This window comes from Thalassospira lucentensis MCCC 1A00383 = DSM 14000, assembly GCF_000421265.1.
Taxonomy (GTDB): domain Bacteria; phylum Pseudomonadota; class Alphaproteobacteria; order Rhodospirillales; family Thalassospiraceae; genus Thalassospira; species Thalassospira lucentensis.
The window spans coordinates 39,064-52,760 of sequence record NZ_ATWN01000001.1; the positions used below are offsets into that span (position 1 = coordinate 39,064).

At 59.7% G+C, this 13,697-nt stretch carries 18 protein-coding genes, 1 tRNA gene and 1 riboswitch; of the genes, 14 read left to right on the plus strand and 5 right to left on the minus strand.

Features of this window, described 5'->3' with window-relative positions:
• Position 1 precedes the first annotated feature (1 nt).
• The 7 genes from K355_RS0100175 (at position 2) to K355_RS0100215 (ending at position 4,732) form a co-directional block, all read left to right on the plus strand.
• Positions 2-340, plus strand: a complete 339-nt coding sequence (locus tag K355_RS0100175; RefSeq protein ID WP_007092084.1) for a DUF736 domain-containing protein — start codon at positions 2-4, stop codon at positions 338-340.
• A gap of 337 nt (positions 341-677) precedes the next feature.
• Positions 678-851, plus strand: a complete 174-nt coding sequence (locus tag K355_RS25485) for a hypothetical protein (RefSeq protein ID WP_022730093.1) — start codon at positions 678-680, stop codon at positions 849-851.
• Between the two features lie 178 nt (positions 852-1,029).
• Entirely contained in the window at positions 1,030-1,269 is a 240-nt protein-coding gene (locus K355_RS0100190; RefSeq protein ID WP_007092083.1) for a helix-turn-helix transcriptional regulator, read from the plus strand.
• A 26-nt stretch (positions 1,270-1,295) separates the two neighbouring features.
• The gene (traF, locus tag K355_RS0100195; protein ID WP_245562876.1) at positions 1,296-1,814 is read left to right on the plus strand and encodes a conjugative transfer signal peptidase TraF; all 519 of its coding nucleotides are present in this window, start codon (positions 1,296-1,298) and stop codon (positions 1,812-1,814) included.
• Positions 1,802-2,359, plus strand: a complete 558-nt coding sequence (locus K355_RS0100200; protein WP_022730095.1) for a lytic transglycosylase domain-containing protein — start codon at positions 1,802-1,804, stop codon at positions 2,357-2,359. The genes traF and K355_RS0100200 overlap by 13 nt, the downstream gene beginning before the upstream one ends.
• Before the next feature lie 253 nt (positions 2,360-2,612).
• Positions 2,613-4,589 (plus strand): relaxase/mobilization nuclease RlxS, encoded by a 1,977-nt coding sequence (gene rlxS, locus K355_RS0100210; protein ID WP_022730097.1) that lies wholly within the window; start codon positions 2,613-2,615, stop codon positions 4,587-4,589.
• Between the two features lie 66 nt (positions 4,590-4,655).
• A tRNA-Arg gene (locus K355_RS0100215) sits at positions 4,656-4,732 on the plus strand.
• A gap of 173 nt (positions 4,733-4,905) precedes the next feature.
• Here K355_RS0100215 and K355_RS26260 read toward each other — a convergent pair.
• Together K355_RS26260 and K355_RS25490 are read right to left on the minus strand one after the other, a co-directional pair.
• Positions 4,906-5,076: an IS3 family transposase gene (locus K355_RS26260; protein WP_373964467.1), complete on the minus strand. Its 171-nt coding sequence runs from the start codon at positions 5,074-5,076 to the stop codon at positions 4,906-4,908.
• Positions 5,077-5,094: 18 nt separating this feature from the next.
• Entirely contained in the window at positions 5,095-5,262 is a 168-nt protein-coding gene (locus tag K355_RS25490) for an NAD(P)-binding domain-containing protein (protein WP_022730098.1), read from the minus strand.
• A gap of 144 nt (positions 5,263-5,406) precedes the next feature.
• A riboswitch (TPP riboswitch) is annotated at positions 5,407-5,535 on the plus strand.
• Between the two features lie 102 nt (positions 5,536-5,637).
• Here K355_RS25490 and thiC point away from each other — a divergent pair.
• The 3 genes from thiC to K355_RS0100235 all read left to right on the plus strand — a co-directional run bounded on the left by thiC (position 5,638) and on the right by K355_RS0100235 (position 9,516).
• Entirely contained in the window at positions 5,638-7,440 is a 1,803-nt protein-coding gene (gene thiC, locus K355_RS0100225) for a phosphomethylpyrimidine synthase ThiC (protein WP_022730099.1), read from the plus strand.
• A gap of 212 nt (positions 7,441-7,652) precedes the next feature.
• Positions 7,653-8,273 carry a TetR/AcrR family transcriptional regulator gene (locus K355_RS0100230; RefSeq protein WP_022730100.1) on the plus strand — a complete coding sequence of 207 codons (621 nt, stop codon included), beginning with the start codon at positions 7,653-7,655 and terminating at the stop codon, positions 8,271-8,273.
• Between the two features lie 49 nt (positions 8,274-8,322).
• Positions 8,323-9,516: an MFS transporter gene (locus tag K355_RS0100235; protein ID WP_022730101.1), complete on the plus strand. Its 1,194-nt coding sequence runs from the start codon at positions 8,323-8,325 to the stop codon at positions 9,514-9,516.
• Between the two features lie 141 nt (positions 9,517-9,657).
• Here the strand turns inward: K355_RS0100235 and K355_RS26145 are convergent, their stop codons facing one another.
• Positions 9,658-9,789: a hypothetical protein gene (locus K355_RS26145; protein WP_022730102.1), complete on the minus strand. Its 132-nt coding sequence runs from the start codon at positions 9,787-9,789 to the stop codon at positions 9,658-9,660.
• On the minus strand, positions 9,786-10,040 hold the full coding sequence (locus K355_RS25295; protein ID WP_425425728.1) for a TrbG/VirB9 family P-type conjugative transfer protein: 255 nt from the start codon (positions 10,038-10,040) through the stop codon (positions 9,786-9,788). The genes K355_RS26145 and K355_RS25295 overlap by 4 nt, the downstream gene beginning before the upstream one ends.
• A gap of 72 nt (positions 10,041-10,112) precedes the next feature.
• On the opposite strand from K355_RS25295, the gene K355_RS26265 reads away from it, so the two are divergent.
• Together K355_RS26265 and K355_RS25990 are read left to right on the plus strand one after the other, a co-directional pair.
• A complete protein-coding gene (locus tag K355_RS26265) occupies positions 10,113-10,346 on the plus strand; it encodes a hypothetical protein (protein ID WP_425425729.1) in 234 nt (77 codons plus the stop codon).
• Positions 10,347-10,519: 173 nt separating this feature from the next.
• Positions 10,520-11,071: a transposase gene (locus K355_RS25990; protein WP_245562877.1), complete on the plus strand. Its 552-nt coding sequence runs from the start codon at positions 10,520-10,522 to the stop codon at positions 11,069-11,071.
• Positions 11,072-11,083: 12 nt separating this feature from the next.
• Here K355_RS25990 and K355_RS0100255 read toward each other — a convergent pair whose 3' ends face one another.
• Positions 11,084-11,995 carry a LysR family transcriptional regulator gene (locus K355_RS0100255; RefSeq protein WP_028791175.1) on the minus strand — a complete coding sequence of 304 codons (912 nt, stop codon included), beginning with the start codon at positions 11,993-11,995 and terminating at the stop codon, positions 11,084-11,086.
• Between the two features lie 144 nt (positions 11,996-12,139).
• Between K355_RS0100255 and K355_RS22720 the strand changes: the two genes are divergently transcribed.
• The gene (locus tag K355_RS22720) at positions 12,140-12,565 is read left to right on the plus strand and encodes a DoxX family protein (protein WP_022730104.1); all 426 of its coding nucleotides are present in this window, start codon (positions 12,140-12,142) and stop codon (positions 12,563-12,565) included.
• Between the two features lie 204 nt (positions 12,566-12,769).
• Positions 12,770-13,690, plus strand: a complete 921-nt coding sequence (locus tag K355_RS0100265; RefSeq protein WP_022730105.1) for a pirin family protein — start codon at positions 12,770-12,772, stop codon at positions 13,688-13,690.
• Positions 13,691-13,697 lie beyond the last annotated feature (7 nt).

The window sequence follows — 13,697 nt, forward strand, 5'->3', positions numbered from 1 at the left end:
CATGGCTATCACCCTTGGCACTTTTACCAAACAGAATGACGGCAGCTTCACCGGCCTTCTCAAAACCCTGAATATCAACGCCAATCTGGTTATCGTTCCGACCGAAAAAATCGCCGAAAACGCCCCCGACTATCGCGTTTATGCCGGCAACGGAAACCGCTACGAGGTCGGTGCGGGCTGGAGCCAGATCGCCAAAACCAGCGGTGAAACCTATATCAACCTCAAGATCGCCGCCCCCGAATTCGGTCCCAACTGGGTCCGGGCCCGCCTCGTCAAACTCGAAACACCGACCGAGGATGGCGTCTCGCATCTGGCCCTCTGGGAACCGCGCGAACGCTGAAAAATATCCTTCTCACTTGGCCCTGCCGAGGTATCTCGGCAGGGCTTTTCTTATGCTCACGCATCACAAGCTGGGCGCTTTGTGGGGGGTAAGGGGAAAGAGGGAAGAGGGAAGAGAGTTTGTCGTCTCGAATATGTCATTTTGCCATCCGGCTTTCTGCATCCGTCAAGGATCGCGGGCCCCGCCAAAATGCGCCATTCCGCTTTGCGTCATTCTGCATTTCGGTTCCTCCCGCGCCCGCTTCGCGGCGGCTAAAGCCGTCCCTGACCGATGCAACGCGGATGGCCTTCGGATCGCTGTTCTCAATGACAGAACGGTTCAATCGAAGGAACACACCATGTCGCATCGTATCGCATATCAGGGCCATCTTTACAGTGAAGACGAACTGCGCGAGGCCCTCTGGCTGGTGCAAGTCGAACTGCGAAACGGTCTCCCAGCGGATGAAAAACGGGAAGCTGAACAGCAGATTCTAGAGCTAAATGGTCTGCTAAAATCCCTGCGCAATCCATAACCGGAGGGCATGTTCCAGACTGCAAAAGGCGGTTGGCAGGGCTTCCATTGTTGTTGGAAACCCCGTCATTAACAGGGGGATCGTTTTTGATGGGGAGCTGTTTTCGAGCGTCCCCAGACCCGTCCTGTCCCGCCACACTCCGATCGCTTTTGACGATGTTCGACGAAAGGATCGCGTGATGACGGATTACAACACACGGGCGATGGAAGCCCGCAAGGGCAGCCCTTTCCTCTCCACCCAGCAGGCGGCCTTCTATCTTTCCCTGTCAGCCAGAACCCTTGAAAAGATGCGTTTCAATGGCAAGGGGCCACGCTATCGCAAACATGGCCGTTATGTCCGCTACCATATCGACGATCTCGATGCCTGGTCGGAAGGGCGTGAACCCGGCACGCACTCCGATGACGGAGAACGCGCATGAGATGCCGTCATTTAACGCGGCATTTGATGCCTCGGAAAGATGTCCGGCATGTCGTCGGTTCCTTTCTTTGCGGTGTTATCGGGATTGGCCTGATTGGTTTCTCTGCTGCCCATAACAGCCCTCCTTGGTTGATCTGGAATGCATCACCGAGCGCTCCGGTCGGGCTCTATCGGATGGTTTCCGGCGCGCCCCAGGAGGGTGATTTCGTTTTGGTTCGCCCCCCGAAACCGGTATCCGTCTTGGCAAGTTCACGCCACTACATCCCGGCCAATGTCCCGCTTGTCAAACGCATTGCCGCGATTGCCGGGGACCATGTTTGTGTGGCCCGTCGCGTCATTCTGATCAACGGTCATGCGGTTGCCCGGCAGCTTGGTCGCGACAGTTCCGGGCGCAAAATGCCCCTGTGGCAGGGCTGCCGATTGATGCATGAGGGCGAATATTTCCTGCTGATGACAGAAGCGCCAGCCTCCTTTGATGGCCGGTATTTTGGTCCTGTGATGCGCGAAAATCTGATCGGGAGGCTCGTACCGATATGGGTAGATTAAGCCTTCTGGTCCTCGGTTTTTGTTGGCTCTTCACCAGCAATATTCATGCTCAACCAATAGAAAATTGGGATCGCGAAATCGCAACCGCATCGCAAAGATTTGCCATTCCCTCGGAATGGATTCGTGCCGTCATAGAGGTGGAAAGTGGGGGCAGACCGGACGCGGTTTCATCGGTGGGCGCAATGGGGTTGATGCAATTGATGCCAGCGACCTGGGGTGAATTGCGAGAGCGTTATGGCTTTGGCAATGATCCCTTCAAGCCGCGTGACAACATTCTCGCAGGCGCCGCTTATCTACGCGAGATGTATGACCGGTTTGGCTATCTGGGGCTATTTGCGGCCTATCATGCCGGTCCCGGACGGTATGAAGCTCATCTGCGTTTCGGAAAGCCCTTGCCGGTGGAAACGGAGCGCTATGTCGAAAAGCTTGAAGAGATTTTGTCAACGCGAGAGGGCGGCAATACAGGTGGGACCGGAGACTTTTCCGGCTCCGCTCTGTTCTTCCCGCTTTCCGCTCCCCGCAATGGTTCCGATGTGTTCCCATGATTCCTCTCGCACGGTTGAGGAGAGTGAAAATGTGTATCTGGATGCAGGCAGACGGGAAGGGCGGCGTAAGGCAAGATAAAACAATGGCACCATCGCGTTGCCTCGATGCCCTCAAGTCTTTGTCTGCACATCTTTTTTTCATGTTCAGGGATAGTGCCAAGGCGGGTGAGGATGGTGCCATTTTCCGCGCTAACCCTTGGAAACCCTTGTCTTAAACAGTACCAAATGTTGCAGGCAGGTCGTGGAGAACGCAATGGCAGATGACGTCTTCAAACCCAAGCTTGGCAAGATCCGCTCACGTGGCGGCAAGGGCGGGCGCAAGTTCCTGCATCGGGTGTTGGCTGCCACCAATCGGGCAGGGGGATTTCGGCGTTTGGGCCGGTCCCGCTTTACCGGCAGTCGATTGGGGCGCGCGAGCGGGGCCGGGCAGGTTCTCGCAAATCGTGATCATTATGCTGCCTTCCGGCAGCGCCGGGTGATTATCAAATCACGGATTGTCCGATTGACCGGGAAAGGCATGCAGGGTGCACGGGCGCATCTGCGCTATATCCAGCGCGACGGCGTCACAAGGGAAGGTTTGCCAGGTGAGCTTTACACCGCGGATCAGGACCGGGCGGATGGCAAAGAATTCCTCGAGCGGGTCGATGGTGACCGGCATCAGTTCCGCTTTATCGTCTCGGCCGAGGACGGTGCAGAATATGCCGATCTCAAACCTGTCACCCGTCGGCTGATGAGGCAAATGGAAATCGATCTGGGCACGACACTCGATTGGGCCGCGGTCGATCATTTCAATACAGGCCATCCTCATAGCCATATTCTGGTGCGCGGCAAGGACGATGAGGGGCACGATCTGGTTATTGCCCGCAACTATATCTCACGCGGCATGCGCGAGCGGGCGGCCGAGATTGTCAGCCTCGATCTCGGACCGCGCACCGATCTGGAAATTGAAAATCGTTTGCGACGTGAAATTGATCAGGATCGCTTGACCAGCATTGACCGTAACCTGCTGCGTCAGATGGGCGAGGACCGGATTGTCAGTGCAGCAGATAAAGATGCCTTTCGCCAAAGCCTGCGTGCCGGACGCTTGCAGAAGCTCGGACGCCTCGGACTGGCCGAGGAAATAATCCCCGGTCAGTGGCGACTGGAGGAAGGCCTGGAAGCAACATTATCCCGGATGGGCGAACGCGATGACATCATCAAGACTCTGCATCGCGAGATGAAACGCCGGGAGATTTCCCGCAGTCCCGCCGATTTTGTGATTGATGCCAAGCATGAACTGGACAAACAACCCATCGTCGGTCGTGTTGTCACACGTGGCCTATCGGATGAACTAAATGATCGGCATTACCTGATCGTCGACGGGGTGGATGGCAAGACCCGCTATGTCGAGATCGGCAAAGGCGAAGCAACCGAGCTGGTTCCGGAAGACAGCATCGTTCAGATATCTGCAAGAGACATCCAGCCCCGGAAAGTTGATCGCACGGTGGCCGAGATCGCCCGCGAGAATGACGGGCGATACAGCATCGACATGCATCTGGAACATGATCCGACGGCAACGGAAGAATATGCCAGAACCCATGTCCGGCGGCTGGAAGCCATGCGTCGGTTAACCCAAGGTGTCCAACGTGAACCGGATAGTACATGGATCATTGCATCCGATCATCTTGACCGGGCAATTGAATATGAACGGGAGCGCGGCAAATCCTCGCCGGTGATCATTCGGCAACTATCCCTTCTGTCGCTTGAGCAGCAACTCGAAAGTGACGGGGCGACCTGGCTGGATCGTGAGCTGGTGGCGTCAGACTCATTATCTGTCCGGGACGCCGGTTTTGGCCGGGAGATGCGCGACGCTCAGGCCAGACGTCGGCGATGGCTGATTGCGCAAGGACTGGCGCGTCAGGAGCAGGACCGGGTCATTTATCGTTCCGATCTGATCAATACATTGCAACGTCGGGAACTGGCACGTATGGCCCGTCAGCTTTCGAAAGAACTCGATTTGACCTATGTCGAGACAGGTTCAGGCGAGCGCGTGGAGGGAACATTACGGCGTTCGGTGGATCTTGCCAGCGGGAAATACGCACTCATTGAAAATAGCCGGGAGTTTACGCTTGTTCCGTGGCGAGCGGTTTTGGAGCGTCAGCTTGGTAAGCAGGTGTCGGGGATTATGCGTGACGGGAATACGATATCATGGGCAATTGGCAGGCAGAGAGGTGGTCCGTCTGTTTCATGATGAGAATACTTGGAATTCGAAGTATTGGGTTGTTCGCTTTTTATGTAAGCAGTGTGTGACACGGTAGCATTCATAGCTCAGCTGGATAGAGTGCTACCCTCCGAAGGTAGAGGCCTCAGGTTCGAATCCTGATGGGTGCGCCATTAACCTCGAAATTCCAAGATGTTGAAATGGTCTGGCCGCCAAGGCGATCATATGCGCGCGTCGGGTCCCGCGAGGCACACGAGTATCAAAATCTGTCCTGCTGACTTTCGCTATGAGTGAGGGACCGGCTTAGGGCAGGTCAGATCACCAAGTCCCTGAGCAGATACGGACACTAGCGGTGCTGCGGACGGGCACCGTCGTGCGCGGTGCTGCCAGACAGCGCGCCGCAGCCCATCCTGGCCATCAGGTGCAGGACGCGCTTACGCCCGAGGCGGTAGCCATGGTTGCGCAGGTGCCTCGCCATCTGACGGCTGCCGTAGAAGGGGGGGCATGAATTGTGCACCGATCAGCTTCATCTGCGCTAAGTTCGGCGGGCTCTCGGTCTTGCCCCTGCCTCTCTCAACGGGACGGTTCGCTCCGGCGTCCGGTTCCAGACCATCAGGGGCTGTCCGGCGCGGCGCAGGTTCAGCGCCATAGGTTCGCCCATGGTGCCCAGGCCGACGAAGCCGATCTGTTCTCCTGATGCCATGACTGTCTCCCGTTTCTGCGGGACCCAAGCTAGCCGAGCTCAATAATTTAGAATAACGAATTGATCGAAAGTTTGTGTTCTACAAATCGGGTAGGTTTTCCTGCCGCTGATGTTGACAGTGCCAGGTTTCTCGGGCAGCTTGCTGCCACTCACCCGGGGGGTCTCGACAAGAGGCTGAGATACTGATGGCCGGACGCGACGTCCGCGCAGCGCAGTGACCCGATGAACCTGATCCAGTTCACACTGGCGTAGGGATGGTGCACTGGCCGCGCGGGCCCCGATCACGTGATGCACGTGGGGGCGTATCCCACACCGGCAATCCCATTCGACGCGGAACTGGGTCTCCAACGCTTTGAGCTATGGAGGCTCCGACCGATGAAAGACCTGACCCTAACCGTCACCACGGGCCCGCTGCCCGCCTCTCGCCGTGTCTGGCACGCGGGCGAGCGTCACCCCGATATCCACGTGCCGATGCGCGAGATCGACCTGCACCCCACGGCGGGTGAACCACCCGTCACCGTCTACGACAGCTCTGGTCCCTATACCGACCCAGAGGCCGAGATCGCCATCGACCGCGGGTTGCCGCGCCTGCGCGAGGCCTGGATCGCCGCCCGTGGCGATAGCGAAACCTATGGGGGCCGCCATGTGCAGTCCGCAGATAACGGCTTTGCCGAAGGCGCGCGGCTGGTGCCGGAATTCCCCGTCCACAACGCCCCGCGCCGCGCCACGCAAGGCCGGGCCGTCACCCAGATGGCCTATGCCCGCGCCGGTATCGTCACGCCCGAGATGGAATTCGTCGCGATCCGCGAAAACCTCGGCCGCAAGGCGCAGGCCGAGGCGCTGACCCGCGACGGCGAAAGCTTCGGCGCGGCGATCCCGGATGTCATCACGCCCGAATTTGTCCGGGACGAAATCGCCAGGGGCCGTGCGATCATCCCCGCGAACATCAACCACCCCGAGGCCGAGCCGATGGCCATCGGGCGCAACTTCCTTGTGAAGATCAACGCCAATATCGGTAATTCGGCGGTGACTTCTTCTATGGTCGAGGAAGTCGAAAAGATGGTCTGGGCCACGAGATGGGGCGCCGATACGGTCATGGACCTGTCGACGGGGCGCAACATCCACAACATCCGCGACTGGATCCTGCGCAATTCGCCAGTGCCGATCGGCACCGTGCCGCTCTACCAGGCGCTGGAGAAGGTCGGGGGCATCGCCGAGGACCTGACCTGGGAGGTCTTCCGCGACACGCTGATCGAACAGGCCGAGCAGGGAGTGGATTACTTTACCATCCACGCAGGCGTGCGGCTGCACATGATCCCGATGACGGTGAACCGGGTGACGGGGATCGTGTCGCGCGGCGGGTCTATCATGGCCAAGTGGTGCCTGCATCATCACCGCGAAAGCTTCCTCTACGAGCATTTCGAAGAGATCTGCGAGATCGCGCGCGCCTATGATGTGTCCTTCAGCCTCGGCGACGGGTTGCGCCCCGGCTCCATCGCGGATGCCAATGACCAGGCGCAGTTCGCCGAGTTGGAGTCGCTCGGAGAGCTGATGCAGATCGCCTGGGCGTGCGATTGCCAGGTGATGATCGAGGGGCCGGGCCATGTGCCGATGCACAAGATCAAGGCCAACATGGACAAGCAGCTCGAGGTCTGCGGCGAGGCGCCGTTCTACACGCTCGGGCCGCTCACCACGGACATTGCGCCGGGCTACGACCACATCACTAGCGGCATCGGCGCGGCGATGATCGGCTGGTTCGGCACGGCGATGCTCTGCTACGTGACGCCCAAGGAACACCTTGGGCTTCCTGACCGCGATGACGTGAAGGTGGGGGTCATTACCTACAAGATCGCGGCCCATGCGGCGGACATGGCCAAGGGCCATCCGGCGGCGCAGATCCGCGACGATGCCCTGTCGCGCGCCCGGTTCGAGTTCCGTTGGGAGGACCAGTTCAACCTCTCGCTCGATCCCGAAACCGCCCGGTCCATGCATGACGAGACCCTGCCCAAGGAGGCCCACAAGGTCGCGCATTTCTGTTCCATGTGCGGGCCGAAGTTCTGCTCAATGCGCATTTCCCACGACATCCGCGCTGAGGCGCAGAAGGAGGGTATGGCGCGCATGGCCGAGAAGTTCCGCGAGGGTGGAGAGCTTTACGTACCGCTGGAGGACAAGGCATGAGCCAGACACCGGACATCCTCTTATCGGCGCTGCGCGCCAATCGGTAGCGCAGGTTGCCATGCTGGGTTGGGATGCTCGAACCGCCGGTTAGCCGCCGCTGCGTCATCATCTCCCTTGGCGCGAACAGGCGAAGTTCGAGGCGCGCGTTCCCAGCGGCGGTTGGCTGCATAAAACGCGCTTGATTTGGAAGCGATCATTTTCTATAAGCAGGTATGTCCAATGTTTCACCCTACTCAGCCAACACGCGTGGTCCCGGCCGTCCCCGCGAATACGATCTAGAAGAGGCTCTCGACAGGGCCATTCGGGTCTTCAGCGAACGTGGCTTTCACGCAGCGTCAATCGGTGATCTCACCGAAGCGATGGAGTTGACCCAGGGCAGTATCTACAAGGCCTTCAAGGACAAGCGGGCCGTCTTCCTGGCCGCATTCGACAGATATGTTGCTGTGAGAGCGGAAAGGCTCGCGGAAGCAACACGGACTGCGAAGACGGGGTTGGACCGTATTCGCAAGCTGCTGACTTTTTACGTCGAATCCGCACATGGACTGGAAGGAATGCAAGGTTGCCTGATCGTTGGGAGTGCAGCGGAGCTTGCGGTCTTCGATGATGAAGTCGCACGAAAGGTTGCCGCCGCCCTTGATCGAAATGAGGTTTTGATCGCCGAGTTCATCAGGCAAGGCCAACAGGATGGTTCCATTCCCTCCCGGGTCGACCGAACGGCCACGGCCAGGTTCATCCTCTGCCTTCTCCAGGGCATGCGTATCATCGGCAAGACCGGACGAGCACGCAAGGACATGGCGGCGGTGATGGAGGTTGCGATGCGCATAGTCAGCTAATTTTTTTGCCTAAATAGAAAATGATTGTTTCCTTATTGCAGAGACCACAATGACCGATACGACCTTAGAGCGCTTGTCTGAGCGACGGACTGTTTCAACCGGGATGACCTTCCTTCTGGCCGTGGCCTGCGGCCTGATCGCGGCCAACATCTATTATGCGCAGCCGCTTGCCGGCCCGATCGGCGAGGCGCTCGGGTTCTCACCACAGGCAACCGGCCTCATCGTCACACTTACCCAAATTGGCTACGGTGCGGGCCTGCTGCTCCTCGTGCCGCTTGGCGATCTCGTTGAGAACCGCCGACTGACCCTAGCGATGATCGGGGTCGCGACGCTCGGCCTGCTGGGGGCCGCGTTGTCACCTCACGCGCTGCCGTTCCTGCTTGCGTCGCTCTTCATCGGCCTGGGGTCCGTCGCAGTGCAGGTGCTCGTTCCCTACGCGGCTCATCTTGCACCTGAGGCCACGCGAGGACGCGTCGTCGGGAACGTGATGAGCGGGCTGATGCTCGGCATTATGCTGGCCCGTCCTGTGTCCAGTTTCATTGCCGAGTTATCCTCGTGGCAAACCGTCTTTTTCGTATCAGCGGCCGCGATGATTGTTCTCGCTCTGGTGCTCCACCGCGCTTTGCCGCCGCGCGTGCCGACGACGAAGTCGGGCTATGGCGAACTGCTGGCTTCGATGGCCAAGCTTGCAATGACAACGCCTATTCTGCAGAGGCGCGCGTTCTATCATGCGTGCCTGTTCGGCGCGTTCAGCCTGTTTTGGACGATAACGCCATTGTTGCTGGCCGGGCCGGAATTCCGTCTGTCGCAAGGTGGCATCGCTCTCTTTGCATTGGCAGGTGTTGCAGGCGCCGTCGCCGCGCCGATTGCAGGCCGGGTTGCGGATCGTGGATGGACCCGTCCCGCAACGGCCTTCGCCATGCTGGCCGTAGCAGGCGCATTTCCCATCACGCATGTCGCACCTGCCGGCTCGGAACTCGCGCTCGGAATTCTTACCGCCGCAGCGATCGTTCTGGATTTTGGCGTGGCCGCAAACCTGACGCTTGGTCAGCGTGCGATCTTCGCACTTGGCGCCGAGTTCCGCAGCCGCCTGAATGGCCTCTACATGGCAATCTTCTTCGCAGGCGGCGCGATCGGATCCGCCTTGGGCGGATGGGCCTATGCGCAAGGCGGCTGGACGCTCACCTCCTGGATCGGGTTTGCGCTCCCCATGGCTGCGCTGGTCTACTTTGCAACGGAATGAGGTATGCAAAGATATGTGGCCTTCATTGCTAGCTCTGCAGCAAAATAGATCACCGGGGTTGCCATCATGGTGGATGGCGGCGTGAACGACTGAACCGGAGATCACTGTCAGTTGGACGCGCAAGAGGTACGAAACGATCAATTACTGTGGGCTTGGCATCGTTTGGGCGCACTCTGGAAACATTGTAGCTCCCGTCTGGCCATTGTGGGCGATGTCGGCGGAAGGCGTTTCGTGCGTGACGTCTTCTTCCTTGTTGTCGTCGATGTCGCTCATGATCCTTGCCCTCCGCTTGAACTCCGGGCGTTCGCCGCTTGAGAAGCTCCACTGGAGTTTCTCATCCCCTCACGGGAACCGTTCCTCACCCCGTCGGTGGGCACGGTTATGACGGTTTGCTGATGGTCACCGCTGCCGAGACGCAGCTCGGCGGCCGCAAAGATGCGATCGACGATCAGGATGTTGCGATAGATGCGGCTGTTGACGATCTCGGGCTCGCCGTCAGAGTCGAGCACAAAGAGCGGCGGCATCTCACCCTGCACGATCCCGGCAGGGAACACGATGTAAACGCGCCGCCCCTCGCGGATCAGAAGGAAGAGAGCATGAATAAGGTATCACAGAATCGTATCATTGGCATAGACGTCAGTCGCGACTGGCTGGATATTGATTGTTTGCCAGACGGGGAGAAGCTGCGGCTGCCAAATTCGGATCAGGGGCATGCCCGAATTGTCGATTTGGCACAATCGATCAGCGCGCTGGTGTGTTTTGAAGCCACGGGCGGACAGGAATGGCGTCTGTGGTCTGCCCTTGACGCTGCCGGGATCGCAACGCGGTAATTGCCACAAGCTCAGATCAGGGCTTTTGCCACCAGCCGGGGGACACGGGCTAAAACCGACCGGGTCGACGCGGAACTCATTGCACGCTTCATGGTCTTCCGGCCGATGCCGGGCGGGGCCTGTCGCATGAAAAGATACGTTTTGCCAGAGTCTTAACCTCAAAGCGCGGGCAGTTGATCGAAACGCGCAAACGGCTTTTGTCGCAGATCAAGGCGCATGAGAGGTTGGGTTCGGAAGGTATGTTCGCGACTATGGATGAAGAGCTCAAAGGTCTTCTGGACCACCAGATCGCAGAGCTGGAAGCGCGGATCGAGGAGACAATCGCTTCGGATGATGAATTGACAGGAACTGCCGATATACTGCGATCCGTTCCCGGGACCGGCCCTGTCGCCAGCGCCATGCTGATCGCCGAGATGCCCGAACTCGGACAAATAACAGGCGAACAGGCTGCAGCCCTCACAGGTCTTGTGCCTATTGCGCATGACAGCGGTGCCATGCGGGAGAAGCGGGCCATCGGAGACGGGCGGCGACTGTTACGACACGTGATGTTCCAGACCGCCCTCGTTGCCAGTTATCACAATCCGGTCCTGAAAAACTTCGCAGACCGTCTGCGCGCCGCCAGAAAACCGCACGAGGTCGTCATCACTGCCGTTGCCAAAAAGCTCGTCACTATCGCCAATGCGATTTGCAAATCTCGGCAAAAGTGGAATTACCAGACACCATGAGAAATACAGTTGCTAGTCGTGCGCGAGGAAGGCCCAGGATTGAGAGGGTTGGGCGTAATCGGCAGGGGCAAACGTCTCAACGAGTAGCTCAGTCAGGACCTTTACCTTGCGCGGCGTATACTGGCTCGGCGGGCGCACGATGTAGATGCCGATATCCGGCAGCGTGTAACTCTGCATGATCGGCGCTAACGTTCCCGCCTCAACATAGTGGTTCGCGATGAGCTCGGCCATCGCGACGACCCCGAGCCCGGCTGCTGCTGCGTCCGCGAGCATGTAAGCGTTGTCTGCCTGGAAGCGGCCTCGCGGATGGACGGTGAAGCTCTGCGCGCCGTCGCTGAACGTCCAGCTGTTCGCCCCTGGGGTGATCGCGGCATGGTTGCCGATATCGGCGGGCGAGTCCGGTGCGCCGTTTTCTCGGATGTAGTCCGGGCTGGCGTAGAGGCGAATGGGAAGCGATCCGATCTTGCGCGCGATCAGGTTCGAATCCGGCAGGTAACCCACGCGGATGCCGCAATCGAAGCCTTCTGCGGCCAAGTCGACGTAGCGGTCCGAGAACCGCGCATGGACGTGCAGGGAAGGATGGCGGCGAGCGAGTTCGGTGAGCGTCGGCGCAAATTGCATTCCGAACGACGAAGGACCCGCGATGCGGAGTAGGCCGCGAAGCTCGCCATTCGGCGAGATGTCCTCGCGCGCGGCGTCGAGCCGCGAGCAGATATCGGCGGCCTGATCCCGGAACAGCAACCCCGCCTCAGTGAGAACTGCGCCGCGCGTGGTGCGCACAAACAATTCCGCGCCGAGTTCCTGCTCCAACCGTAGCAGCCGGCGGCTGACGATAGACTTGGCGAGCCCGAGGCGTCGCGCTGCGGCGTTGATCCCGCCGGCGTCGGCGATCTCGACGAATGCTCTAAGGTCCTCGGTCTCCAACGTCACCCCCCGCCGTAAAATCACACGAAGTGTTCCGAATTCGGGACCACCGAGTAGCATCTTTGCTGTCTAGTGGCAAGTAGAGACTTCCCACACCATTGGTTCAGCGGATGATCGTCATCCTGCTCCAACTGGAGATGAACCATGAACAGCACTCGTTTTCTTCCGTTCGCCGGCAGGCTCCTGATCGGCCTGCCTTTCATCCTCTTCGGGCTTGGCAAGGCCACGAGCTATGCCGCGACCGTTGCCACCATCGAGGCCGTCGGCCTGCCGCTGCCGCCGCTCGCGTTCATCGGCGCCGTCGTGCTCGAAGTCGGCGGAGGCGCATTGCTGGTCGCAGGCTTCAAGGTCCGGCCGGTTGCGGCCGCGATGGCGGTGTTCTCGATTGTGACCGCTATCTTCTTCCACAGCGACCTCGCCGACCAGAACAACTTCGTGCACTTTTTCAAGAACATCATGATGACCGGCGGCCTGCTTCAGATCGCTGCTTTCGGTGCCGGAGCCTTTAGCCTGGATAATCGCTCGACCAATCGGCGCAGCGCCACAGGTGTTCTCGCCACTACGGACTGATCCGCTCACCCTCCGCGATCTCCCAAGTCAGGCACGCATTGACCTGCATGCCTGGCTTTTTCGTGCTCGGGTCACAGCGAAGTGTTCCTATTTCCGCGACCCCGCTGCGCAGTCTCGCTGACTAGTCGTGGCGCCATCCGCAAGCCAATTTTCAACTGTCAACTGAGCAGCCGAAGAGTTCGCTGCGCTTCGAGGAGAATAATCATGTCGACCATCAATCTCATTCGTTCTGACCCCCAAGAGCCGGCCGAAATCCGTGCCACTGCCGATCGCCCGGTCGTCTACCGGACCCGCGGCCGCGGTCACGGTCCGATCACCCGGCTAATGAGCCCCAGCGATCTGGGCGAGCAGCTTAAGCCGTTCGTGTTTCTGGACATCTTCGACGCGAACATGAGCGAGATGACGGCGGCGGGCGTTGTGCATCCCCACTCGGGGATTGCGACTGTCACCGTCATTACCGAAGGCGACGTGCACTATGACGATCCCGAGGCAGGCCAGGGCTACATCGAATATGGCGGCGTCGAGTGGATGCGCGCCGGCGGCGGTGTCTGGCACGGCAAGGAACTGTCCTCCGGCAGGTCCGAGCGCGTCAGAGGCTTTCAGCTGTGGCTCGCGTTGCCGTCCGAGCTCGAGCTGGCTCAGGTCGAAAGCCAGTATATCGAGGCGTCGGCGATGCACCATGTCGGCCCCGCGCACGTCATCATCGGCACGCACGAGGGCGTCACCAGCCCCGTCAAAGCGCCCGTCGGGACCACCTATCTGCTGGTGACGCTCGCGCCCGGAGAGCGTTGGACCTACACGCCTCCTGCTGACCACACCGTCGGTTGGCTCGCGCTCTCGCACGGCAGCCTAGTCGGAACGGTTACCGGTTCCGCGGGTGAGATGCTCGTCCTCGCCGAAGGTGAGGACGTCGTCGAACTGGTGGGAGGAGCTGATGGCGCGACCTTCGTGCTGGGCTCGGCGATCCCCCATCCACATGATCTTCACCTCGGCTACTACTCGGTTCATGCCACGGCCGAGGGGCTGGTGACGGGCGAGCGCAATATCGAATTGCTCCGCGAAAAGCTGGAGGGGCTCGGCGACCGTCGGCGCGCGTCCGGTGCGACGCCGATCTATCGCGGCTAACTGGTAC